This is a genomic window from Vibrio sp. M60_M70 (assembly GCF_037162085.1).
GTDB lineage: Bacteria > Pseudomonadota > Gammaproteobacteria > Enterobacterales > Vibrionaceae > Vibrio > Vibrio diabolicus.
Window position 1 is genome coordinate 188,841 of sequence record NZ_JARLUL010000001.1, and the last position, 22,289, is coordinate 211,129.

At 46.7% G+C, this 22,289-nt stretch carries 20 protein-coding genes and 2 pseudogenes; 14 read left to right on the forward strand and 8 right to left on the reverse strand.

Annotated features, from left to right (window positions below):
• Nucleotides 1–115: 115 nt before the first annotated feature.
• The 3 genes from pckA to hslR form a co-directional block, all read right to left on the reverse strand.
• Entirely contained in the window at nucleotides 116–1,744 is a 1,629-nt protein-coding gene (gene pckA / locus P4S59_RS00895; protein WP_005395000.1) for a phosphoenolpyruvate carboxykinase (ATP), read from the reverse strand.
• 337 nt (nucleotides 1,745–2,081) lie between these two features.
• A complete protein-coding gene (gene hslO / locus P4S59_RS00900) occupies nucleotides 2,082–2,957 on the reverse strand; it encodes an Hsp33 family molecular chaperone HslO (RefSeq protein WP_046874147.1) in 876 nt (291 codons plus the stop codon).
• A gap of 31 nt (nucleotides 2,958–2,988) precedes the next feature.
• On the reverse strand, nucleotides 2,989–3,375 hold the full coding sequence (hslR, locus tag P4S59_RS00905) for a ribosome-associated heat shock protein Hsp15 (protein ID WP_031780440.1): 387 nt from the start codon (nucleotides 3,373–3,375) through the stop codon (nucleotides 2,989–2,991).
• 253 nt (nucleotides 3,376–3,628) lie between these two features.
• Here hslR and gspC point away from each other — a divergent pair, with 253 nt between their 5' ends.
• From gspC to P4S59_RS00965, 12 genes and pseudogenes are all read left to right on the forward strand, one after another.
• Entirely contained in the window at nucleotides 3,629–4,555 is a 927-nt protein-coding gene (gene gspC, locus P4S59_RS00910) for a type II secretion system protein GspC (protein ID WP_337167878.1), read from the forward strand.
• A gap of 36 nt (nucleotides 4,556–4,591) precedes the next feature.
• Entirely contained in the window at nucleotides 4,592–6,610 is a 2,019-nt protein-coding gene (gspD, locus tag P4S59_RS00915; protein ID WP_005379295.1) for a type II secretion system secretin GspD, read from the forward strand.
• The gene (gene gspE, locus P4S59_RS00920; RefSeq protein ID WP_033905909.1) at nucleotides 6,610–8,112 is read left to right on the forward strand and encodes a type II secretion system ATPase GspE; all 1,503 of its coding nucleotides are present in this window, start codon (nucleotides 6,610–6,612) and stop codon (nucleotides 8,110–8,112) included. The genes gspD and gspE overlap by 1 nt, the downstream gene beginning before the upstream one ends.
• Nucleotides 8,112–9,329 (forward strand): type II secretion system inner membrane protein GspF, encoded by a 1,218-nt coding sequence (gspF, locus tag P4S59_RS00925; protein WP_033905910.1) that lies wholly within the window; start codon nucleotides 8,112–8,114, stop codon nucleotides 9,327–9,329. Before gspE ends, gspF begins: the two co-directional genes overlap by 1 nt.
• A 58-nt stretch (nucleotides 9,330–9,387) precedes the next feature.
• On the forward strand, nucleotides 9,388–9,831 hold the full coding sequence (gene gspG, locus P4S59_RS00930) for a type II secretion system major pseudopilin GspG (protein ID WP_005379298.1): 444 nt from the start codon (nucleotides 9,388–9,390) through the stop codon (nucleotides 9,829–9,831).
• 29 nt (nucleotides 9,832–9,860) lie between these two features.
• Nucleotides 9,861–10,459: pseudogene (locus P4S59_RS00935) on the forward strand (prepilin-type N-terminal cleavage/methylation domain-containing protein).
• Nucleotides 10,446–10,835, forward strand: a complete 390-nt coding sequence (gspI, locus tag P4S59_RS00940; RefSeq protein WP_017635009.1) for a type II secretion system minor pseudopilin GspI — start codon at nucleotides 10,446–10,448, stop codon at nucleotides 10,833–10,835. Before P4S59_RS00935 ends, gspI begins: the two are co-directional and overlap by 14 nt.
• Complete coding sequence (gene gspJ / locus P4S59_RS00945; protein WP_005382998.1) at nucleotides 10,822–11,499, forward strand: type II secretion system minor pseudopilin GspJ; 678 nt, start codon at nucleotides 10,822–10,824, stop codon at nucleotides 11,497–11,499. Before gspI ends, gspJ begins: the two co-directional genes overlap by 14 nt.
• Entirely contained in the window at nucleotides 11,492–12,502 is a 1,011-nt protein-coding gene (gspK, locus tag P4S59_RS00950) for a type II secretion system minor pseudopilin GspK (protein WP_005379302.1), read from the forward strand. The genes gspJ and gspK overlap by 8 nt, the downstream gene beginning before the upstream one ends.
• Nucleotides 12,471–13,672: pseudogene (gene gspL / locus P4S59_RS00955) on the forward strand (type II secretion system protein GspL). Before gspK ends, gspL begins: the two are co-directional and overlap by 32 nt.
• Nucleotides 13,673–13,679: 7 nt before the next feature.
• A complete protein-coding gene (locus tag P4S59_RS00960) occupies nucleotides 13,680–14,171 on the forward strand; it encodes a type II secretion system protein M (RefSeq protein ID WP_005383002.1) in 492 nt (163 codons plus the stop codon).
• 1 nt (nucleotide 14,172) lies between these two features.
• Nucleotides 14,173–14,934: a type II secretion system protein N gene (locus tag P4S59_RS00965; protein ID WP_033905913.1), complete on the forward strand. Its 762-nt coding sequence runs from the start codon at nucleotides 14,173–14,175 to the stop codon at nucleotides 14,932–14,934.
• 312 nt (nucleotides 14,935–15,246) lie between these two features.
• Here P4S59_RS00965 and cysQ read toward each other — a convergent pair whose 3' ends face one another.
• The 4 genes from cysQ to P4S59_RS00985 all read right to left on the reverse strand — a co-directional run bounded on the left by cysQ (nucleotide 15,247) and on the right by P4S59_RS00985 (nucleotide 18,272).
• Entirely contained in the window at nucleotides 15,247–16,074 is an 828-nt protein-coding gene (cysQ, locus tag P4S59_RS00970) for a 3'(2'),5'-bisphosphate nucleotidase CysQ (RefSeq protein ID WP_005379308.1), read from the reverse strand.
• Between the two features lie 44 nt (nucleotides 16,075–16,118).
• Entirely contained in the window at nucleotides 16,119–16,688 is a 570-nt protein-coding gene (gene nudE / locus P4S59_RS00975; protein WP_005379309.1) for an ADP compounds hydrolase NudE, read from the reverse strand.
• A 176-nt stretch (nucleotides 16,689–16,864) separates the two neighbouring features.
• Nucleotides 16,865–17,449: a Fe-S biogenesis protein NfuA gene (nfuA, locus tag P4S59_RS00980; protein ID WP_005379313.1), complete on the reverse strand. Its 585-nt coding sequence runs from the start codon at nucleotides 17,447–17,449 to the stop codon at nucleotides 16,865–16,867.
• A 97-nt stretch (nucleotides 17,450–17,546) separates the two neighbouring features.
• The gene (locus P4S59_RS00985) at nucleotides 17,547–18,272 is read right to left on the reverse strand and encodes an amidophosphoribosyltransferase (RefSeq protein ID WP_033905914.1); all 726 of its coding nucleotides are present in this window, start codon (nucleotides 18,270–18,272) and stop codon (nucleotides 17,547–17,549) included.
• Nucleotides 18,273–18,356: 84 nt separating this feature from the next.
• On the opposite strand from P4S59_RS00985, the gene bioH reads away from it, so the two are divergent.
• Both bioH and P4S59_RS00995 read left to right on the forward strand, forming a co-directional pair.
• Nucleotides 18,357–19,124 (forward strand): pimeloyl-ACP methyl ester esterase BioH, encoded by a 768-nt coding sequence (gene bioH / locus P4S59_RS00990; RefSeq protein ID WP_005384724.1) that lies wholly within the window; start codon nucleotides 18,357–18,359, stop codon nucleotides 19,122–19,124.
• 124 nt (nucleotides 19,125–19,248) lie between these two features.
• Nucleotides 19,249–19,713: a hypothetical protein gene (locus P4S59_RS00995; protein WP_005379316.1), complete on the forward strand. Its 465-nt coding sequence runs from the start codon at nucleotides 19,249–19,251 to the stop codon at nucleotides 19,711–19,713.
• A gap of 104 nt (nucleotides 19,714–19,817) precedes the next feature.
• On the opposite strand, the gene P4S59_RS01000 is transcribed toward P4S59_RS00995, so the two are convergent.
• Nucleotides 19,818–22,139 carry a Tex family protein gene (locus P4S59_RS01000; protein ID WP_337167879.1) on the reverse strand — a complete coding sequence of 774 codons (2,322 nt, stop codon included), beginning with the start codon at nucleotides 22,137–22,139 and terminating at the stop codon, nucleotides 19,818–19,820.
• Nucleotides 22,140–22,289: the final 150 nt, after the last annotated feature.

Sequence of the window (22,289 nt, forward strand, 5' to 3'; positions counted from 1 at the left end):
AAAAAGCCCCTCAAAAGAGGGGCTTGAAGCGGTTTTTTGTAACTTGGTCTACGTAAAAGTGATAAGTGGCTGCCCACTTATCACTGTGGTTTACGCGACGTCGTTGTTACTCGACTCAATCAATCTGAGGGCCAGCGGCAACCAGAGATTTACCTTCCGCATTGTCCGTGTATTTATCAAAGTTATTGATAAAGCGTTCAGCCAAGTCTTTCGCTTTGCTTTCCCACTGAAGTGGATCAACGTACGTGTCACGAGGGTCTAGAATGCTTGGATCCACACCTGGTAGTGAAGTCGGTACTTCAAGATTGAAGATAGGGATGTGCTTAGTTGGTGCATCTTCAATCGAACCATCAAGAATCGCATCAATGATGCCGCGCGTATCTTGAATCGAGATACGTTTGCCAGTGCCGTTCCAACCTGTGTTCACTAGGTAAGCCTCAGCGCCTGCTGCTTCCATACGTTTAACCAGTACTTCTGCGTATTTAGTTGGGTGAAGCGTTAGGAACGCTGCGCCAAAACATGCAGAGAAGGTTGGCGTTGGCTCAGTAATACCACGCTCTGTTCCTGCCAGTTTTGCAGTAAAGCCAGATAGGAAGTGGTACTTCGTTTGCTCAGGTGTCAATTTAGACACTGGAGGTAGCACACCAAATGCGTCCGCCGATAGGAAGATCACTTTATTCGCGTGACCGCCTTTTGATACTGGCTTAACAATGTTGTCGATATGGTAGATAGGGTAAGAAACACGAGTGTTTTCTGTTTTCGAACCATCATCAAAGTCAATAGAGCCATCGCTACGTACCGTTACGTTTTCTAGCAGTGCATCACGGCGAATTGCGTTGTAGATGTCCGGCTCCGCTTCTTTCGATAGCTTGATGGTTTTCGCGTAACAACCACCTTCGAAGTTGAAAACGCCGTCATCATCCCAACCGTGCTCATCATCACCAATTAGCGCACGTTTAGGGTCAGTTGATAGTGTGGTTTTACCCGTACCAGAGAGACCAAAGAATACCGCTACGTCGCCGTCTTTACCCATGTTAGCGCTACAGTGCATTGATGCGATGTCTTTTAATGGAAGGAAGTAGTTCATCATTGCGAACATGCCTTTCTTCATCTCACCGCCGTACCAAGTACCACCGATAAGTTGCATGCGCTCGGTTAGGTTAAATACGGTGAAGTTTTCTGAGTTCAGACCTTGCTCTTCCCACTTTGGGTTAGTGCATTTTGCGCCATTCATTACCACGAAGTCTGGTTCAAATGTTGCCAATTCTTCTTCCGTTGGGCGGATAAACATGTTTTTAACGAAGTGCGCTTGCCATGCGACTTCCGTGATAACACGAATGCTCAAACGCGTATCTGGGTTTGCACCACAGTAACCGTCAACAACAAACAAACGTTTGTTAGAAAGCTGGTTTGTGACCAGTTCTTTCAGCTCGTCCCACACTTCTGGAGTGATTGGTTTGTTGTCATTTTTTACTTGATCAGACGTCCACCACATATGCTCTTCTGTCGTAGCGTCTTTGACGATGTATTTATCTTTTGGTGAGCGACCAGTAAAGATGCCAGTGTCAACGGCAACCGCACCTAGTTCAGTAACCACGCCACGCTCATAACCAGTTAGGTCTTCACGCGTTTCTTCCTCAAACAACATTTCGTAGCTAGGGTTGCGAATAACCTCTTTAACGTTATGCAGTCCGTGCTTGGTTAGATCAAGTGTTGCAGCCTTAGTATGTTCCATAACGGTCATAGGTGCTCCTTATAAGGATTTTTGTAGGGATTTTGTAAGAATGTTTTAATTTTAATCTGCTCACCATGCTAGCAACGGGGCGGGGAGAAAACAGGGAGATAGCTCAAAATTTATCCATGATTTCAATAAGGTTTTAGGTAACCCGTCACATATTGGTGGGAATAGTTTATCGTGCACGCAATCCTTTGCGCTAGGGCAAAATCATTATTAATTGTTTAAAATTAAGCAGTTGTTTTATTACGCTTGAAGCGAGGCATTACGAGGGGTAGATCACAAAAATGCCAGCATTAAGCTGGCATTTTGTAGGGTAAATTACGTGCTTGATAAGCTATGTAAATTAATGAAGTGTTTTCTTGTCCGCAGAAGCTTGTGCATATAGTTCGGTGACTTCTGCTTCGTCGAACGTATAGGTCGTGCCACAGTAATCACAATGTAAAGAAACGGATCCTACTTCAGCCAAAATGTCATAAATTTCAGCTTTCTCAACGGTGATGATAGCGGCACCACTACGATCACGAGAACAGCCACAATGGAATTCGACAGGTTGCGGTTCGTAAAGGCGCACTTTGTCTTGGTTATATAGGCGGTATAGTAGTTCGTTAGCTTCTAGACCAAATAGCTCTTCATCTTTTACCGTGTCAGTCAGTTGCTCTAGATGCTCGAAATCATCTGGTGAACCAGTGCCATCAGGGATTACTTGAATCAACATACCTGCTGCGTGTGCTTTACCTTCGTGCTCGCCCGTGCGGATCCATAGACGCGTTTTTAGCTGCTCTGAGTTTGCAAAGTAGCCTTCTAGTACGTCGGCTAGAGTATCACCTTCTAATCCAACGACACCTTGGTAACGCTCACCGTTTTTCGGTTCGATAGTGATAACGAGGTAACCTTTGCCCATGAGATCGTGGAGGCTTGCATCATCGGCAATATCGCCTTCCCAGCGAGCCACGCCACGAACGCGTTGCTTGTGGTCACCGTTGATAACGGCAAGAGATACAGGGCCGTCGCCTTGTAGCTGAATGGTGATTGAGCCTTCGAACTTAAGAGTGGCAGTTAAAAGAGTGGTTGAAACGAGTAGCTCACCCAGCAGTTTCTCTATTGCTGCCGGATATTCCTTGCTGGAGATAACACGTTGGTACGCTTCATCCAATTGTACCAACTCGCCACGTACTGAAAGATCTTCGAATAGGTAGCGGTTTAAAACATTATTTGCCATGGAGTGCTTTCCTCGTTGGTAATTCCGGCTTTTATTGGTGTTTGAACTTAATGATGTCTCTGCGCTGCTTTTTATCTGGGCGGCGTTCTGGACTTGGGTTGTGGGCATTAAGCTTACGTTGAGTCGCGTGTTCCTCACGTTTCGCTATACTTTCATTAGTTTCGCGATACAAGGTCTGTGCGATGGGAGCGCCTCGGCGTTGATCAGAAATTTTTTCGATGATCACCGTTTTTTCTTCGTTGCCTTGACGAAGTCTTACTTCGGCGCCCACTTCAACGATTTTACTCGGTTTGCTTCGTTGGCCATTATAGTGGACTTTACCACCATCGACCATGTTACGAGCGATAGAGCGGGTTTTATAAAATCTTGCGGCCCATAGCCATTTATCTAGCCTAACGGCTTCATTTAGGGAACTCATAGAACACTACGCTATCTAATCACTGCCCGAATATGGCAATGAGTGATGGATTATTCACCTACAGATGGAGTCAAGGCGTATTTTTTTCAAGGGAGTTGGCAAAAACTGCATAAGAAAAAGGTATGAAAGACAACTTGTGATATAGTTCACTGCTCTTTGTTGAGTAATAATTTTATTGCAAATTTAGCAATTTAAAGTCGATAGCTATTGTTATAGCTTAAATGACGAACGTTAGAATAAAGGAATCCATTCAGTGAAACGTTTAGAGCTAAGTGCAGGATTATCAAGCAGACCGCTACTGGCTCAGATCAAGTCCAATAATTATACAATTCAAGCCAAACTTAGCTTGTTGCTCACCTGTCTGTTTATTGCGATAACCGGATGGATACTTGGCAAAATTGTGTGGTTAGCCATACCTCAATCGTCGGAAGTGCCGCAATGGCGTCCATCGGCGAGTAGCGTTGCTGCGAGCAATAAAGGCGACGCGATAGATTTTAATGCCCTTCAGAATGCCAACCTATTCGGTAAATACACTGAGCAAAAAGCGGCGGTTGTAGAACAGCCTATTGTTAAAGACGCCCCTAAGACGCGCCTTAACCTTACGCTGGTCGGTGCGGTTGCAAGTAGTGATGCCAACACCAGCCTTGCTGTTATTGCTAACCGAGGTAAGCAAGCTACGTACGGTTTGGGTGAAGAAATCGAAGGGACACGTGCGACACTAAAAGCGGTATTGGTGGATCGCGTCATCATTGATAACCAAGGTCGAGACGAGACCTTAATGATGGAAGGTATAGAATATAAGAAGCTATCTGAATCGCCGCAGGTAGCTAGGGCGCAAGCTCAGCGAGCAGAAGCAGCGACGTCTGACGTTGGAGAGAAATTAGAGCAAATCCGCGAGGAAATTGCGAAAGATCCACAAAGCGTTTTTAAATACATCACCATTTCACCCGTCAAAAAAGACGGAGACATTGTTGGTTATCGAGTATCACCTGGTCGTGATGCCGCATTATTTAATGATGTAGGGCTACAACCTGGCGATATTGCGGTTCAACTGAACGGGATCGATTTAAGTGACCCGTCTTCTTCAGTACAACTGATGCAAGTGATGAGCGATCCGCAAGAATTAAATTTAACTGTTGAGCGAGACGGCCAACAGTACGATATCTATATCCAATTGTAAGACTTAGGCAACCGGCGTAAGTTCAGGGAGACATACGTGAAACATTGGTTCAGCAAAAGTGCTTGGCTACTAGCAGGAAGTTTACTCTGCGTACCAGGTGCAATGGCAAACGAATTTAGTGCGAGCTTTAAAGGCACTGATATTCAAGAATTCATCAACATAGTTGGTCGTAACCTCGAAAAGACCATCATTGTTGATCCTTCAGTACGCGGTAAAATCGATGTCCGCAGCTATGACGTTCTTAACGAAGAGCAATACTACAGCTTTTTCCTTAATGTCCTTGAAGTATACGGTTACGCAGTCGTAGAAATGGACAATGGGGTACTTAAGGTTATCAAAGCAAAAGACTCAAAAACCTCAGCAATCCCTGTGTTAGGTGATGGCAGCGCGCAAGGCGATAGTGTTATCACTCGAGTTGTCGCGGTGCGTAATGTGTCGGTTCGAGAGTTGTCTCCTCTACTTCGTCAGCTGATTGATAACGCCGGTGCCGGTAACGTGGTTCATTATGATCCAGCGAATATTATCTTGATCACAGGTCGTGCGGCAGTAGTGAATCGCTTAGCAGAGATCATCAAGCGTGTTGACCAAGCCGGTGATAAAGAAATTGAATTGGTAGAGCTGCGTAATGCATCTGCTGCTGAAATGGTACGCATTGTTGAAGCACTGAATAAAAGTGCGAATCAGAAAAGCACGCCAGAGTTCCTTGAACCTAAAATTGTGGCCGATGAACGTACTAACGCGATTTTAATTTCTGGTGATCCAAAAGTAAGAGCCCGCTTGAAACGTTTGATTCGTCAACTTGATGTTGAAATGGCGACAAAAGGTAACAACCGAGTTGTGTACCTGAAAAATGCGAAAGCTGAAGATTTGGTGGATGTATTGAAAGGTGTTTCCGATAACCTGCAAGCTGAAAAACAAGCCGGTCAGAAAACATCAGGTGCATCGCGTGGTGAGGTCGTCATTGCTGCTCACGCTGCAACTAACTCGTTAGTTTTAACAGCGCCACCAGATATTATGATGGCATTACAAGACGTCATTTCTCAACTCGATATTCGTCGTGCTCAGGTTCTTATTGAAGCGTTAATTGTCGAAATGTCTGAAGGTGATGGTATTAACCTAGGTGTTCAGTGGGGTTCATTAGAAACGGGTGCTGTAATTCAGTACGGTAACTCAGGAGCCCCGATTGGTCAGGTGATGGTTGGGCTAGAAGAAGCAAAAGATCAAACCCGAACTGAATACTATACCAACTCTAATGGCGAACGAACGCCATATGATGTTACTGAATCAGGTGACTACTCTACGCTAGCGTCAGCACTTAGCGGAGTAAATGGTGCGGCAATGAGTATTGTCATGGGTGACTGGACAGCGCTAATTAGTGCTGTTGCTTCTGACTCCAACTCAAACATTCTATCTTCTCCGAGTATTACCGTAATGGATAATGGCGAAGCATCATTTATTGTGGGTGAAGAGGTTCCGGTTATTACGGGCTCTACGGCTGGCTCAAACAACGACAACCCATTCCAAACGGTTGACCGTAAAGAAGTCGGTATCAAACTCAAAGTAGTGCCACAAATTAACGAAGGTGACTCTGTACAGTTAAACATTGAACAAGAAGTTTCCAACGTATTAGGCGCAAACGGTGCGGTTGACGTTCGCTTTGCTAAACGACAGTTAAACACCTCTGTCATGATCCAAGATGGTCAGATGTTGGTTCTTGGTGGTTTGGTCGATGAACGCGCACTTGAAAGTGAGTCTAAAGTGCCGCTATTGGGTGACATTCCGGTACTGGGTCACCTGTTCAAGTCAACTAGCACGCAAACAGAAAAACGTAACTTGATGGTGTTCATCAAGCCGACGATTATTCGCGATGGTGTGACGGCTGACGGTATTACGCAGCGTAAATACAACTTTATTCGCGCAGAACAGCTTTATAAAGCGGATCAAGGGTTGAAGTTGATGGCAGACGAGAAGATCCCGGTTATGCCTGCCTTTGGCCAGGAGCGTCAGCACCCAACAGAGATTCAAGCGTTTATTGATCAAATGGAAAACAACTAATGGTTGATATGTTAGACACAGCGCCAAGTATGCGTCGTCTGCCATTCAGTTTTGCCAACCGCTTTAAACTGGTGCTGGAGACAGAGCATCCTGAGCGTCCACCTATTCTTTACTATGTCGAGCCGCTTAACCCTGCGGCTCTGGTTGAAGTCCGTCGTGTATTAAAGAAAAGCTTCGTACCGCAACCTATCGATAAAGAAGCCTTTGATAAAAAGCTGACTGAAGCATATCAACGCGACTCGTCTGAAGCGCGTCAGTTGATGGAAGATATTGGTGCTGATAGCGATGATTTCTTCTCTTTGGCTGAAGAACTGCCGCACGATGAAGACTTATTAGAATCGGAAGACGATGCGCCAATCATCAAATTGATCAACGCCATGTTGGGCGAAGCGATCAAAGAAGGTGCGTCGGATATTCATATTGAGACGTTCGAGAAAACCCTTTCGATTCGTTTCCGTGTCGATGGCGTATTGCGTGAAGTCCTGACTCCAAGCCGTAAGCTAGCGCCTTTGCTAGTTTCTCGTGTGAAGGTTATGGCTAAACTAGATATCGCAGAAAAGCGTGTGCCTCAAGATGGCCGTATTTCGTTGCGTATCGGTGGTCGTGCGGTGGACGTGCGTGTATCTACGATGCCGTCCTCACATGGTGAGCGCGTGGTAATGCGTTTGTTGGATAAAAACGCGACTCGTCTTGATTTACATAGTTTGGGCATGACACCTTCAGTGCATGACAACTTCCGTCACTTGATTGGCCGCCCTCACGGTATCATCTTGGTGACGGGCCCGACAGGTTCTGGTAAATCAACCACCTTGTATGCTGGCTTGCAAGAGATCAATAGCAACGAGCGCAACATTCTAACGGTTGAAGACCCGATCGAATTTGATATTGATGGCATCGGTCAAACTCAGGTGAACCCAAAGGTCGATATGACGTTTGCGCGCGGCTTGCGTGCCATTCTGCGTCAGGACCCGGATGTGGTGATGGTCGGTGAGATCCGTGACTTAGAAACCGCACAAATTGCAGTGCAAGCGTCCTTAACGGGTCACTTGGTAATGTCTACTCTCCACACCAACACCGCAGTGGGTGCGATTACGCGTCTACGTGATATGGGTATTGAGCCATTCCTTATTTCTTCTTCGTTATTAGGGGTGCTAGCGCAGCGCTTGGTTCGAACGCTTTGTCCAAGCTGTAAAGAGTCGTATGAAGCCGATGCGGAACAGAAAAAACTGTTTGGTATGGAAGCGCATGAACCGTTAGAACTGCACCGAGCAAAAGGCTGTGAAGCGTGTAACCAAAAAGGCTACCGAGGTCGAACAGGTATCCACGAGCTCATTATGGTTGATGAGCAAGTGCAAGAGTTGATTCATCGAGAGTCTGGTGAACAAGAAATTGAGAGAGCCGTTCGCGCCCATACGCCAAGTATTCGCAGTGATGGTTTAAGCAAAGTACGTCGTGGTATTACGTCACTTGAAGAAGTGATGCGAGTGACGAAGGAAACCTAATGGCGGCATTTGAGTACAAAGCGCTAGATGCAAAAGGCAAGCATAAAAAAGGCACGATAGAAGGGGACAACGCCCGACAAGTGCGCCAGCGACTCAAAGAGCAAGGGATGATCCCGATTGAAGTGGTCGAGACGAAAGCTAAATCGGCTAAGTCTTCAGGTTCAGTCAGCTTTAAGCGCGGCATCTCGACATCTGAGCTGGCACTCATCACACGGCAATTGTCTACGCTAGTCCAATCAGGAATGCCTTTGGAAGAGTGTTTGCGTGCGGTCTCTGAGCAGGCTGAAAAGCCGAGGATTCGTTCTATGTTGGCTGCGGTTCGCTCGAAAGTAACTGAGGGTTATCCGCTTGCCGACAGTTTTGCCGATTACCCACACGTGTTTGATGAACTGTACCGCTCCATGGTTGCGGCGGGTGAAAAATCAGGTCACCTCGATACCGTATTAGAGCGTTTGGCAGACTATGTCGAAAACCGCCAAAAGATGCGATCTAAATTGCTTCAAGCCATGATTTATCCTGTAGTTTTGGTGGTATTCGCGGTTGTCATCGTTTCGTTCTTATTGGCGACAGTGGTTCCTAAAATCATTGAACCCATCATTCAGATGGGCCAAGAGTTACCTCAATCGACGCAATTTTTACTGGCAGCCAGTGAGTTTGTGCAAGATTGGGGGCTGATTATTTTCGTTGTGCTGGTGGTGCTTTTCTATGGCCTCAAACTGGCGTTGCAAAAGCCAGACTTTCGCTTAGCTTGGGACAGAAAAATCTTGAGCTTACCGCTAATAGGTAAGATCTCTCGAGGTTTGAATACCGCACGATTCGCACGAACGCTTTCGATCTGTACTTCCAGTGCGATTCCAATTCTAGAGGGTATGCGCGTTGCGGTAGATGTTATGTCTAATCGTTATGTGAAGCAGCAAGTGTTGCTTGCAGCGGATAACGTTCGAGAGGGCGCTAGTTTGCGTAAGGCGTTGGACCAAACCCGCTTGTTTCCACCAATGATGCTACACATGATCGCCAGTGGTGAGCAAAGTGGTGAATTAGAGAGCATGTTGACGCGGGCAGCCGATAACCAAGATCAAAACTTTGAATCAACAGTCAATATTGCTCTGGGTGTGTTTACTCCTGCGCTGATTGCATTAATGGCTGGATTAGTGTTGTTCATTGTGATGGCGACCTTGATGCCAATGTTAGAAATGAATAACTTGATGAGCGGATAATTTCGAATTAAGACGTGTCTACTAACGGCATGGCTTTAATCTAACTTTCGGAGAAAAAATGAAGTTTAAGCGTAGTAAACAACAGGGTTTTACACTTTTAGAAGTGATGGTTGTTGTGGTTATCCTAGGTATTTTGGCAAGTTTTGTTGTTCCAAACCTATTGGGTAACAAAGAGAAGGCTGACCAACAAAAAGCGATTACGGACATTGTCGCGTTGGAAAATGCCTTAGATATGTACAAGTTGGATAACAGCGTTTACCCAACAACGGACCAAGGTCTAGAAGCATTGGTTAGTAAGCCATCTAACCCAGAGCCACGCAACTACCGTGATGGTGGTTACATCAAACGTCTTCCTAATGACCCTTGGGGCAACCAGTACCAATACTTAAGCCCAGGTGATAACGGTACAATCGATATCTTCACTCTAGGCGCAGATGGCCAAGAGGGTGGAGAAGGCCCAGCTGCAGATATTGGCAACTGGAACATGCAAGACTTCCAATAATTGAGCCTAAGCCAGCACTAATGAAACAAATGCGAAAACATAACGGTTTTACATTGATAGAAATTCTATTGGTGCTGGTTTTGCTATCTCTTACGGCTGTGGCCGTGATCTCGACGTTACCGACTAGCCAAAAAGATCTTTCCAAACAGTATGCTCAAAGCTTTTTTCAGCGTTTACAGCTGCTCAATGAAGAAGCGGTGCTGAGCGGTAAAGATTTTGGCGTTCGAGTGGATGATGCCAAATCGACCTACGCTCTACTGAGTTTAACCTCAGAAGGTTGGCAGCCTCTGAAATTAAAGCAGATTCCGAGCAAAACCAAGCTAGAAGAAGATATTACGCTACAACTCGAACTCGGCGGTGGTGCTTGGGATAATGATGAGCGCTTATTCAAACCAGGTTCTCTTTTTGATGAAGACATGTTCGCAGAAGAAGAGGACGAAAAGAAAATTGAGCCACCGCAAGTGTTTATCTTTTCCAGCGCCGAAGTCACGCCATTTACCCTATCTTTTTTCCGCAAAATGGTGATGCCTTTAATGACGGTTGGCGAGTCATTGGCAAAGAAAGTGGACAAATTTTGTTATTAGCTCCGGGCGAAGAAGTGAAAGAGGATGAGAATGCGCAATTTTAAGCAAGCTCGCCCCAATTTGAGTCATCGCCGGACGAGAGGCATGACCTTACTGGAAGTATTGGTCGCACTGGCCATTTTCGCCACCGCTGCCATCAGTGTCATTCGCTCTGTGAGCCAGCATATTAATACAATCAGTTATCTAGAAGAAAAAATGTTTGCAGCCATGGTTGTGGATAATCAGATGGCAAATGTGATGTTGAATACCGGAGAACTCAAAGCGAAAAACGGCACAGAAGAGCTGGCAGGACGCACTTGGTTCTGGAAAGTCACGCCAGTCGCCACGACGCAGCCATTGCTGAAAGCATTTGATGTAAGCGTCTCGGTAGAGAAAAGCGCGAGCCCTGTAGTAACGGTACGAAGCTATGTGGCGCAATAATCATCCCCGCGCAAACACGCGCCAAAGGGTAAAAGGTTTTACACTTATTGAAGTGTTGGTATCGATTGCCATCTTTGCCAGTTTAAGTGTCGCAGCGTACCAAGTGGTATCGCAAGTACAGCGTAGCAATGCGCTATCACAAGAACGAACCCAACGCTTAAACGAAATTCAGCGTGCCATGGTGATGATGGATAACGATTTTCGTCAAATGGCGATGCGTCAAACACGTACTAATGGTGAAGAGCCTGCTAGCCGGCTAATTTTTTGGTCCGATTACCTGTTGGACTCCGATACTAAAGGGCTGATGTTTGCCCGTTTAGGTTGGCACAACCCTCAGCAGCAGTTCCCTCGTGGAGAAGTAACCAAGGTTGGCTATCGCTTAAAAGAAGAAACACTGCAGCGAGTATGGTGGCGCTACCCTGATACGCCGGTTGGGCAACAAGGCACTGTTACTCCATTGCTAACGCAGGTCGAGTCATTTGATATGCGTTTCTATGATGGTAAGCAATGGAAAAAAGAGTGGGCTGAAGAAAAAGCGCTGCCGAAAGCGGTTTCTGTTGTTCTCACTCTCAAAGACTATGGAGAAATTGTCCGCACTTATCTCACTCCTGATGGCACATTGAGTCAGAAAGAGGAAAGTTCAGGAGACAGCAATAATGGTTAACCGTCAGCGCGGTGTTGCTTTGATTATAGTGTTGATGTTGCTGGCGATTATGGCGACGGTTGCTGCCAGTATGTCAGAACGTTTGTTCTTGCAGTTTCAGCGAGGTGCTAATCAAATCAATTACCAGCAAGCGTATTGGTACAGCCTTGGCGTCGAGGCGCTAGCAAAAGTGGGTATCGAGCAAAGTTATAAAGACACCGACACGATTAATATGAGTCAACCGTGGGCGATAAAAGAGCAAGTCTATCCGTTAGATTATGGTCAAGCGGCGGGACGAATTAGAGACAAGCAAGCGTGCTTTAATCTAAATGTATTGAGTCGTGTGCAACCAACGGGTCAGCAAATTACAAGACCATATTTAGTGAATGTATTGCAGCGCCTATTAGAAGAGTTGGATGTCGAGCCATATCAAGCAGAAATCATTGCAGACTCTACTTGGGAATACATTGATGCTGATGACTCTGTCCGTTCGACTACTGGGGTTGAAGACAGCACATATGAAGCGATGAAACCTTCCTATTTGGCATCAAATGGTTGGATGGCAGATGCTTCCGAGTTACGGGCTGTCTATCAGGTGAGTGGTGAAATTTTCCAAAAATTGGAGCCGTTGGTCTGTGCATTGCCAAGTGATGACTGGCGTTTAAACGTGAATACGATTGATGTTGAGCAAGCTCCGATTTTGGTGGCAATGTTCTCACCAAACTTAAGCAGTAGTGATGCGATTCAGCTAATTGAAAAACGCCCATTTGATGGGTGGGATAGCATTGATGAATTTTTAGCAGAGTCAGAAATGGCTGGCTTAAGTGAAGATGTAAAGAAAAACGCCAAAGGCTATTTGGGTGTAGATAGCGCCTTTTTTGAATTGGATGCACAAGTGTTGGTGGATGAATCACGTGTACGTATCCGAAGCCTTTTGCAAAGTACAAATAGAGAAACGGTGACCGTAGTTCGCCGTCGTTTTGGAGGGATCAGTGAGCGAGTTTCTGACCGTTCGGCTGAGTAGCGAACAACAAAGTACCATTCCTTGGGTGGTGTGGTCGACAGATCAACAGGAAGTGATTGCTAGCGGTGAAATCGCCGGGTGGGAACACTTAGATGAATTGGTCTCATATGCTGGTCAGCGCCAAGTTGTGGCGCTGTTGGCGAGTAATGATGTGGTCCTGACGCAAGTGGATATACCACCTGGTGCAACACGCCAATTCGAGGCGATGTTACCGTACTTAGTGGAAGACGAAGTTGCTCAGGACGTTGATGGCCTGCACTTTAGCGTGTTGGGTAAACAAGCGGATAAAGCGCAGATTTGCGCAGTTGAACGTGCTTGGATTCAGACTGTACTGCAACGTTTCTCAAGCCAAGGTATCGCCATTAAACGCATTTTACCCGATGTGCTTGCGTTACCGGTTCGTGGAGATCACAGCAGTGCTGCAATGATTGGCGAGCAATGGCTAATTCGTCACTCTGCGACAGAGGGCGCGGTTGTCGACGCTTCTTGGTTAGACCTTTACCTCTCTTCTTATCTACAAAATCATGAAGGTTGGAAGCTCGATTGCTTTAGCTCGGTCCCGGAATCTGCGTTACCTGAAATATGGGATCCGCAACCAGAAGAAATGACGATGGCTTTACTGGCGAAGGGGTGACAGAAAGCAAAGTCAATTTGCTGACTGGGAGCTTCAAGCCGAAATCTTCTTGGGGTAAATACTGGAAGCTCTGGCAAAAAGCCACCATTGCTGCGGGGGTGCTTATCGTCGTTATGGTTGCGCAGCAGTTGCTCGTGGTCCATAAGTACGAAGCACAAGCTCAAGCGTATCGTGAGGAGAGTGAGCGTATTTTCCGCCAGGTGTTCCCAAATAAACGACGCATTCCTACCGTTAGTTACCTCAAACGACAAATGGATGATGAAGAGCGCCGCTTATCTGGTGGAAGTGGTCAGCAGGCAATGTTGTCATGGTTGGCGGCATTACCCGCGACGCTTGGTCAGGTCAGTGACTTGGAGATCACTAGCTTTAAATACGACGGACAACGTGGCGAAGTACGTATTCAGGCTCGTAGTTCAGACTTCCAACCTTTTGAGCAGGCTCGTGTGAAATTGGCAGAGAAGTTTAATGTTGAGCAAGGTCAGTTGAACCGTAGCGATAACGTTGTGGTTGGCAGCTTTGTTTTGAAGCGTTTGTGAGGTGATGATGAAAAATTTAATTTCTCAAGCTCAGGTTTGGTGGAGCAGCATCTCGCAGCGTGAGCAGCGTTTGGTCATGGGATGTGGCGCTATTGCCGTTATCGGTATTATTTATTGGGGTTTATTACAGCCAATGAGTCAACGTGCGGAGCTAGCTCAGTCACGTATTCAAAGTGAAAAGCAGTTGCTAGCTTGGGTACAAGATAAAGCGGATGGCATCACTGCACTGCGAAAAAGCAGCGGTGTGAGCTACTCTAGTCAACCGTTGAATCAGTTGGTTTCTTCTTCAGCTCGTCGTTATAAAGTTGAGTTGATTCGAGTACAACCTCGTAATGAGAGCGTTCAAGTGTGGATCAAACCACTCGCGTTTAATCAACTAGTGGATTGGTTACGTTACTTGAAAGAGCAACAGGGTATTGAAGTCGAATTTTTAGATATCGACCGAACAGAGCAAGCGGGCATGATCGATGTAAACCGCCTTCAGTTTAAGCGAGGTTAAGGTGAAGCGAGCAGTACTTTACGTTGTTATCTTTATCGTCTTTTTTTCAGTCAGTCTTTTAATGGGATTACCAGTCTCTTGGGTGTTACAACAAGCACCAACAGTGAGAGGCCTGGACATTCAAGGAGCCAACGGTTCGGTATGGCAAGGTCAAGCTTCTAGTATTCGTTGGCAGCGCCAGAACCTTGGAGAAGTTAATTGGGATTTCCAATGGTCGAGTCTACTGACAGGTAAAGCTGAGTTTGCTGTGCGCTTTGGTCGTGGTAGTGAAATGGACGTTCGTGGGCGCGGTTTTGTCGGCTATAGCTTAAGTGATGGCCCTTATGCCAAAAACTTAGTTGCCTCGATTCCGGCGGTAAAAGTTGTTGAGCAAGCGCGCCTCCCTGTGCCTGTTGGTGTTGATGGGCAGCTTGAGCTGAATATTCGTCATGCGACTTATGCTGTGCCTTGGTGTAAGAACGGTGAAGGCACTTTAGTATGGAATGCCAGTGGTATTCAAAGCCCCGTTGGCAGCTTAGATCTCGGTCCTGTGATTGCCGATATAAACTGTCAGGATAGTGTATTGACGGCAACTGGTGAGCAGAGCAGCAAACAAGTATCTGCGGCGTTTTCCGCTGAACTGATGCCTAATCAACGGTACTCAACCAAAGCGTGGTTCAAACCTGGTGCAGAGTTCCCATCCAGCATGGGGGAGCAACTGAAATGGTTGGGTAAGCCGAATGCTCAAGGTCAATATGAGTTTAATTACCAAGGGCGCTTCTAACCTATCGTGACAAAATCCAATATCTTAGAAGAGCTGCTAGTGCGCAGCTCTTTTTGCTTTTGGATCATCGTAAGCTAAAACCTCTATTCGCTGTACATTCGATCTTGATTGGGAATGAGTGAAAGTTTAAAGCCTTGATTTTTAATTGATTTTTAATTAATTTTTTCTTTCGTTCAGCTTTGCAAGCAGTTGGAACATAGTAGGCCAAATGCTCCAAGTGCTGTACAGAAGGTCAAAAAGAAAAGGCCACGAAGATATTCGTGGCCTTTCTATTGCTAGAACTTTGTGCTCTAAATTTTACCGATAAGGCGCTTAATCTTTGCGTTGTAAAATCTCATTCCAAGGTAAATCCGCATCACCAAGAACAATAAAGTTCGGGTTTTCTAGTGTTTCCCGCTCGTTATATGACAGCGGTTCTAATTGCGTGCTGAGAATACGTCCGCCAGCTTCTTCAACAATGCATTGTGTCGCAGCGGTGTCCCACTCACCTGTTGGACCTAGTCGGAGATAGCAATCTACCGCCCCTTCCGCGACGAGGCATGCTTTCAATGCTGCAGAACCGAGCGGTATTAAGTCGTAATTCCAGGCGCTGCTCATACGGTTAGTAATACGATTGATGTCTTGGCGACGACTAATAGCAATTGCGATGCTTTGCTCTGGCTGTTCGTGTTTGTGTGTATGGATTTTGACGCTGTCCGACATGTCGGGAATTTTCCAGGCGCCTTTGCCATTATAAGCGTAGTAAGTCACGCCAGATACAGGGCCGTAAACGACGCCCATGGTTGGTCGATTGTTGTCGACCAACGCAATAATAGTGGCAAAGTCACCACTGCGAGCGATGAATTCTTGAGTACCATCAAGAGGGTCGACTAACCAATAACGTTCCCACTGAGCGCGTTGCTCTAAGCTTATGTCTGCGTCTTCTTCTGACAACACGGGAATGTCAGGCGTCAGATCACTCAAGCGTTCAGTGATGAACTTGTGAGCTGCAATATCTGCACTTGTTACGGGAGTTTCGTCACTTTTGGTGTAGGCCTCGTATTGCTTCTTTTCATATATTTCGAGGATCATTTGCCCAGCACTGCGGGCAATCTCGATGACTTGAGGAAGTAGGTGAGATAGATCTTTTGTCATTGGCATAAGTGATAGTCCTTACTCACAGTGTTATTCGGTTCTAATGACCGTTATTGGTTATGCTTGTGAGTGGTGTTTGGTAAGTGTTTCAGTGCCAACATTAGCGCTGTGATGCTTCGTGCTTCACAGAAATCCATGTGAGTTAATAACTCTTCGGCTTGCGCAAGTGGCCAACGCACAATTTCCAGTGGTTCAGGCTCATCGCCTTCTTGCTTCTCTGGATAAAGCGCCTGTCCTAAAAATAGAGTCATTTTGCTCGAAAAGTAAGATGGCGCGAGGATAACTTGTTTCAACGGGGTTAACTGATTACAGCCAAAGCCGATTTCTTCTTTTAACTCACGATCCGCAGCTTGATGTGGTGTTTCTCCTGGGTCAATCAGCCCTTTTGGGAAACCTAACTCGTAACGTTCAGTTCCAGCGGCGTATTCACGCACCAGTAATAAATCGCCTTGTTCTGTTACAGGAACCACCATTACAGCATCTCGTCCACTTGGCTTCATACGCTCATAAGTACGATGCTCACCATTGGAAAAACGAAGGTCGAGCGCTTCCACAGCAAACAGTTTGGATTTTGCAACCGTCTGGCATGAGAGTATCTCTGGTGGGGTTCGTTTCGGCATGACGCTGGCTCCTTGGTGTCGTTGGCGTTTACGAGATGCGTAAGATTCTTAATATATGAGAACTCCGCCTGAGTTTCTAGCGGATTTTACGAGTCGAGCTAAGCATCTCAGCATCACCTCAGTATCGATACAAAAATGGGAGACCGAAGCCTCCCATTTTCTGACAGTGTTTACTCTTAGTAGTAAGAGTGATCACCACGGTCATGTTCTGTAGCATCACGAACTGCGGTTAGTTCACCAATGAACTGGTTTAGCAGCTCTTTCTCGATGCCTTCTTTTAGTGTTACGTCAACCATAGAACAGCCATTACAACCGCCACCAAATGCAACAATTGCAACACCGTCTTCAGTGATCTCAACCAAGTTTACGTGACCACCGTGGCCAGCAAGCTGTGGGTTGACTTGGGTTTGGATAACGTACTCAACGCGCTCAACCAGTGGTGCGTCGTCCGCAACTTTACGCATTTTAGCGTTAGGTGCTTTTAGCGTTAGCTGAGAGCCCATTTTATCGGTAACAAAATCGATTTCAGCGTCTTCAAGGAATGGCAGGCTCAGCTCATCCACGTAAGCTGAAAAACCGCTGTAAGAGAGTTCAGTGTCGGTCGATTCTACTGCTTCTGGTGGGCAGTAAGACACGCCACACTCAGCGTTTTGTGTACCTGGGTTCACAACGAAAATACGAATGTTAGTGCCTTCAGGTTGTTGACCTAAAAGGTTAGCGAAATGCGTTTGCGCAGTTTCTGTAATAGTAATATTTGACACGACGAATACCCGAGTAAATTTGTAGGTTACTGCTGCTATTCTACTCTTGTTGACGTATGGGTCTAGTCTTTTTGATGCTAAGGCATGGCGAAGCGATCTAGAGAGAACGAGGAGCAGGTGTTCTGCAGATGCAGTAAATATCGATGCTTTCTACGCCAACTTCAAGTAGTAAATGACATAATTGTCGGACGGTACTGCCTGTGGTGACTACATCATCGACGATGGCAACATGGGAAGAGTGAGGGCGCTTATTGAGAATAAACGCGCCTTTTAAGTTTTGTTCACGGCTTGTTTTGGTATTACCACGCTGTGATTGGGCGAGCCTTACTCGACGAAAGACCTTCGCATCAAAATTAGTCTGCAATTGCTTGGCGAGGTGTCGGGCTAAAACATCACTTTGATTAAAACCCCGGCGCAGGTAACGCTGCCAGTGCAATGGCACACTGGTAATGATTGGAGCTGGCGTGGTGATGCGCTGTGCCAGTTGCTCGGTTAATGCTTTTACATGCCAAGACTCTCCGTGATCTTTAAAGCGTTGTACTTCCCGTGAAAGGGGAAAGTCGTAATCGCCTAACGTGTATAGCCTTTGCCATGGCGGTGGCTTTGAAAGACATTCACCACAAATACTATCCGTACTCATTTCTTCTTTCTGTAATGATAAACCGCAGCGTTGACATCGTTTTACCGGAGTTAGGTATTTTAAACAGTGCTCGCACCAGCGCAGAGTATTTGTGTGGCTTGGTGTTTGAATAGGGAACCGACACAGGCCGCATTGACTGCTCAATACGCGGTGCATGATGTTTTGCCAGTGATGAGATAACATAGCGTTTATTCATGGTGATATTTTACTCAGCCTAACGCTTGGCTGAAGCCGTAGGGAATAAAATAAGTGGGAGAGATTGAGAGCATGAGCACGAAATTACACTGGCAGTCATTTGGTCAAGGACCAGATTTGGTGTTACTTCATGGTTGGGGCATGAATGGTGCGGTATGGCAGCAGACAGTCGAGTCTCTTCAACCTTATTTCCGAGTTCATGTGGTTGACCTTCCGGGGTACGGACATAGCGCCGAATCTCATGCTGAAGATTTAGACCATATTGCTAACTTGGTGGTGCAAGGTGCGCCAGAGAAAGCGATTTGGCTTGGTTGGTCCCTCGGAGGTTTAGTGGCGACGCATGTGGCATTAAATATGCCCGAGCGCGTGGCTAAGTTGATTACGGTTGCCAGCTCACCTAAATTTGCCGCAGAAAAACCGTGGCGCGGCATTCAACCGAATGTACTGAGTGCGTTTACCTCTCAGTTGCTAGAAGATTTCTCACTGACCATTGAGCGCTTTATGGCGTTGCAAGCGATGGGCAGCCCATCAGCGCGTAAAGACGTTAAACAGCTCAAGCAAGCGGTACTATCGCGCCCTCAGCCAAACCCTGAATCGCTGTTGGTTGGGCTAAACATCCTTGCTGATGTGGATCTGCGCGATGCGTTGACGTCTCTTTCTGTTCCAATGTTGCGTCTTTATGGCCGTTTAGATGGGTTGGTGCCAATTAAAGTAGCTAACGATTTAAGTGAACAGTTGCCTCATACCCAGCAGTTTGTTTTTAATCAGTCCTCTCATGCGCCTTTTATCACCGAACATGACGAATTTTGTGTTCAAATCCGAGAGTTTGCTCACGATTGAGCAAGTACGAGCGGAAATACCTCAAGTTGTTTAAAAAGTGGTCGATATAAAGACTGGTGAGGTTTTATTAGCCAATAAAGCTAAGCCATATTGACGAGTTGGGCGACTCTGAGGAGGGTTCGCAATGATTGTGTCACCGACCAACGTAAGTGTGCCACTGATCGCCCCATCCGTGAATGTGCAGACGGAACAAGCAGCTCGCGACAATAAAGTCCGAGAGCCTGTAACGCCAACGGTCGCATTGGCCAAAACCAATGCAGAGCGAAAAGTAAAAGGTGACGACAAGCGCCGACGTCAGTCTTCTTGGGATCCTTCAGAGCATCCTGATTATGATATGGAAACGGAAGTCGACACGCGTTATCAAGAAGAGCCGGAAGATACACTAGAACGGCTTTTTAGTTTGCTTGCGCTCAAATCGTATAGTGAAGACCAGGGGAAAGGCTACGCGATCCGCTTTCGCTTACCAAAGCGCATTTTGGATGCTGCGATCAATGAAGGATTAATGGAAAAGCGCAGGAAGGTGATCAAGTTTCATTATGGTCATGCAGTCGCTCCCCATACCCCGTCAGAAGTGATAGCAGTATTATGACGACTCAATATCCTACTCAAACAAAAACGCTCCAAGCAGGTTGACTGATTGGAGCGTTTTCTTTTTAGTTATGAAAGCTCGTTAGCGGTGAAGCCTAGGTAAGATTACTTTTTCGCTTTAGCAAACGCTGCAGCAAATGCACCGCCCATCGCGCTGTTCGATGACGAATCATCACGGCGAGGCTGACGACGCTGCGGTTGGTCATTACGACGCGGCGCTGCTGATGAGCGTTGGCTACGGTTGTCTTGACCCGGTTCGTCGTTCATACGCATCGATAGACCAATACGTTTACGCTGCACGTCAACTTCCATCACTTTCACTTTGACGATGTCGCCCGCTTTCACCACTTCACGTGGGTCAGACACATAACGATCTGTCAGTGCAGAGATGTGTACGAGACCATCTTGGTGAACGCCGATATCAACGAAGGCACCGAAGTTGGCTACGTTCGATACCACACCTTCTAGAATCATGCCCGGTTCCAAGTCAGATACCGAGTTTACACCTTCTGCAAACGTCGCCGTTTTGAATTCTGGACGTGGGTCACGACCCGGCTTGTCTAACTCTTTGATGATGTCTGTAATGGTTGGAACGCCGAAGTTATCGTCGGTGTAATCGACCGCATGCAGACCTTTAAGGAAGCTTGAATCACCAATCAGTGCTTTGATATCTTTGTTGTTCTTCTCAGAAATCGCTTTGACCACTGGGTACGCTTCTGGGTGAACCGCAGACGCATCAAGTGGGTTCTTACCATCCATAATACGCAGGAAGCCCGCACACTGCTCGAACGCCTTAGGACCTAAACGAGGTACTTTCTTCAAGGTTGTACGTGCTTCGAAGCGGCCGTTCTCATCGCGGAAGTCGACAATGTTCTGCGCGATGGTGCTTGATAAGCCTGCTACGCGCGTCAGTAGCGCCGCAGAAGCAGTGTTCACATCAACACCAACCGCGTTTACACAGTCTTCCACAATCGCATCTAGGCGTTTTGCCAACATAGATTGGCTTACATCGTGCTGGTATTGACCCACACCAATAGATTTCGGATCAATTTTCACGAGTTCAGCCAATGGATCTTGCAAACGACGTGCAATCGACACTGCACCACGCAGTGATACGTCCATATTCGGGAACTCTTTTGCTGCAAGCTCAGACGCTGAGTAAACCGAAGCCCCCGCTTCACTTACTATGATCTTCTGAACTTTCAGGTTGCCACGTTTGATGACGTCTGCGACAAAGCTGTCGGTTTCACGTGAAGCCGTACCGTTACCAATCGCAATCAAATCCACGTTGTACTTACGCACCAACTGCTCAACGATTTGTGCTGACTTGTCGTATTGTTTTTGTGGTGGGTGAGGGTAGATGGTTTCGGTTGCAAGCACTTTACCTGTTGAGTCGACAACCGCGATTTTTGAACCTGTACGCAGACCCGGATCGAGACCAAGTGTTGCACGAGGGCCAGCCGGTGCTGCCATCAACAAGTCTTTTAGGTTAGTGGCGAATACTTCAATCGCTTCGATTTCAGCGCGCTCTTTCATTGCGCCCATTAGCTCGGTTTCCATGTGCATCGATACTTTGATGCGCCATGCCCAGCTGATCACTTGCTTACGCCAGGTATCCGCAGGTGCGCTGCTTAGCGTTACGCCATAATGGTCGGCGATAATCGTTTCGCAGTAAGACTGACGAGCGCCTTCTTCCTGTTCTGGATCAGCGTTCATCGCCAATGTCAGGAAGCCTTCGTTACGGCCACGCAACATCGCCAGTGCTCGGTGCGATGGCACTTTGCTTAGGGGCTCGTTGTGGTTGAAGTAATCTTTAAACTTCTCGCCTTCTTGCTCTTTGCCTTCAACGACTCGTGAGACCAGTTCCGCATTGCGATTTAAGTGGTTGCGAATTTTTTCCAGTAAGTTTGCGTCTTCTGCGATGCGCTCCATGATGATCGCGCGAGCGCCATCCAATGCAGCTTTGGTGTCTGCGATGCCTTTGTCTGCATCAAGGTATTTGCTTGCTTCGCTTTCTGGCTCGGTTTGTGGGTGATTCCAAAGCTGATCTGCGAGCAGCTCAAGACCAGCCTCAATCGCGATCTGACCTTTCGTACGACGCTTGGGTTTGTAAGGTAGGTATAAGTCTTCAAGACGAGTTTTGCTGTCTGCCTGCGCGATCTCTTGTTCTAGCTCTGGCGTCAGTTTGCCTTGCTCTTGGATTGATTTGAGGATGGTTTGACGGCGATCATCCATTTCACGAAGGTAAGACAGACGGCTGTCCAAAGTACGAAGCTGGGTATCATCAAGGCCCCCCGTCACCTCTTTGCGGTAACGTGCAATAAAAGGGACAGTGTTGCCATCATCAATTAGGGTGACAGCGGCGTTGACTTGCTCTGGGCGAACATTCAGTTCTTGAGCAATCATGCGACAGATAGCTTGGCTCATCCGTGTTTTCTCTTTTAATTCGGTTTTGGTTGTATAGAACATTGGGGTCGTTCGAAGAATTTGCAATGTTTTAAATTAACGAGGCAAAAATTTACCGGGCGCTGGTGGACATCAGTCAGATTTATGTCAAAACTGTAATTAAATTGAGAA

Excerpts from the sequence above, each read along its gene's own strand:
- pckA (WP_005395000.1), bottom strand. The coding sequence starts at position 1,744 with ATGACCGTTATGGAACATACTAAGGCTGCAACACTTGATCTAACCAAG.
- hslO (WP_046874147.1), bottom strand. The coding sequence starts at position 2,957 with ATGGCAAATAATGTTTTAAACCGCTACCTATTCGAAGATCTTTCAGTA.
- hslR (WP_031780440.1), bottom strand. The coding sequence starts at position 3,375 with ATGAGTTCCCTAAATGAAGCCGTTAGGCTAGATAAATGGCTATGGGCC.
- gspE (WP_033905909.1), top strand. The coding sequence starts at position 6,610 with ATGGTTGATATGTTAGACACAGCGCCAAGTATGCGTCGTCTGCCATTC.
- gspF (WP_033905910.1), top strand. The coding sequence starts at position 8,112 with ATGGCGGCATTTGAGTACAAAGCGCTAGATGCAAAAGGCAAGCATAAA.
- gspG (WP_005379298.1), top strand. The coding sequence starts at position 9,388 with ATGAAGTTTAAGCGTAGTAAACAACAGGGTTTTACACTTTTAGAAGTG.
- gspI (WP_017635009.1), top strand. The coding sequence starts at position 10,446 with ATGCGCAATTTTAAGCAAGCTCGCCCCAATTTGAGTCATCGCCGGACG.
- gspJ (WP_005382998.1), top strand. The coding sequence starts at position 10,822 with ATGTGGCGCAATAATCATCCCCGCGCAAACACGCGCCAAAGGGTAAAA.
- gspK (WP_005379302.1), top strand. The coding sequence starts at position 11,492 with ATGGTTAACCGTCAGCGCGGTGTTGCTTTGATTATAGTGTTGATGTTG.
- P4S59_RS00960 (WP_005383002.1), top strand. The coding sequence starts at position 13,680 with ATGAAAAATTTAATTTCTCAAGCTCAGGTTTGGTGGAGCAGCATCTCG.
- cysQ (WP_005379308.1), bottom strand. The coding sequence starts at position 16,074 with ATGCCAATGACAAAAGATCTATCTCACCTACTTCCTCAAGTCATCGAG.
- nudE (WP_005379309.1), bottom strand. The coding sequence starts at position 16,688 with ATGCCGAAACGAACCCCACCAGAGATACTCTCATGCCAGACGGTTGCA.
- P4S59_RS00985 (WP_033905914.1), bottom strand. The coding sequence starts at position 18,272 with ATGTTATCTCATCACTGGCAAAACATCATGCACCGCGTATTGAGCAGT.
- bioH (WP_005384724.1), top strand. The coding sequence starts at position 18,357 with ATGAGCACGAAATTACACTGGCAGTCATTTGGTCAAGGACCAGATTTG.
- P4S59_RS00995 (WP_005379316.1), top strand. The coding sequence starts at position 19,249 with ATGATTGTGTCACCGACCAACGTAAGTGTGCCACTGATCGCCCCATCC.
- P4S59_RS01000 (WP_337167879.1), bottom strand. The coding sequence starts at position 22,139 with ATGAGCCAAGCTATCTGTCGCATGATTGCTCAAGAACTGAATGTTCGC.